1 protein-coding gene is annotated in these 288 nt (G+C 58.7%); it reads left to right on the top strand.

Annotated features, from left to right (window positions below):
* A partial coding sequence (locus tag H5181_RS20440; RefSeq protein WP_182751896.1) for a hypothetical protein occupies positions 1-288 on the top strand: 288 nt, incomplete at both ends.

Raw genomic sequence — 288 nt, 5'->3', positions numbered from 1 at the left:
CGATGTTGATGTCACCGCGCAAGTGATTGATATCGCCGGTAACCCATCTGCGACTGCTACCGACAACCAGCCTGTGGACAATGTTGCCGCACCTGCACCCACCGTTGAATTCAGCGGCATGGGCACTGATGGCGTGTTCAACAGCGATGAGATCGGCAGCGACGGCACTGTGACCGCCACCGTGACGCTAGCGACTGGCACCCAAGTTGGCGACACCTTAGTGGTCACCGATGGCAGCGGCAACGTATTAGCCTCTGTGACCGTCACCCAAGACATGCTCGACAACGG

This window comes from Shewanella sp. SG44-2, assembly GCF_014164215.1.
GTDB classification, from domain to species: domain Bacteria; phylum Pseudomonadota; class Gammaproteobacteria; order Enterobacterales; family Shewanellaceae; genus Shewanella; species Shewanella frigidimarina.
The sequence above is the reverse complement of the archived record's forward strand: the minus strand, read 5'-3'. Positions and strand labels throughout refer to the sequence as shown.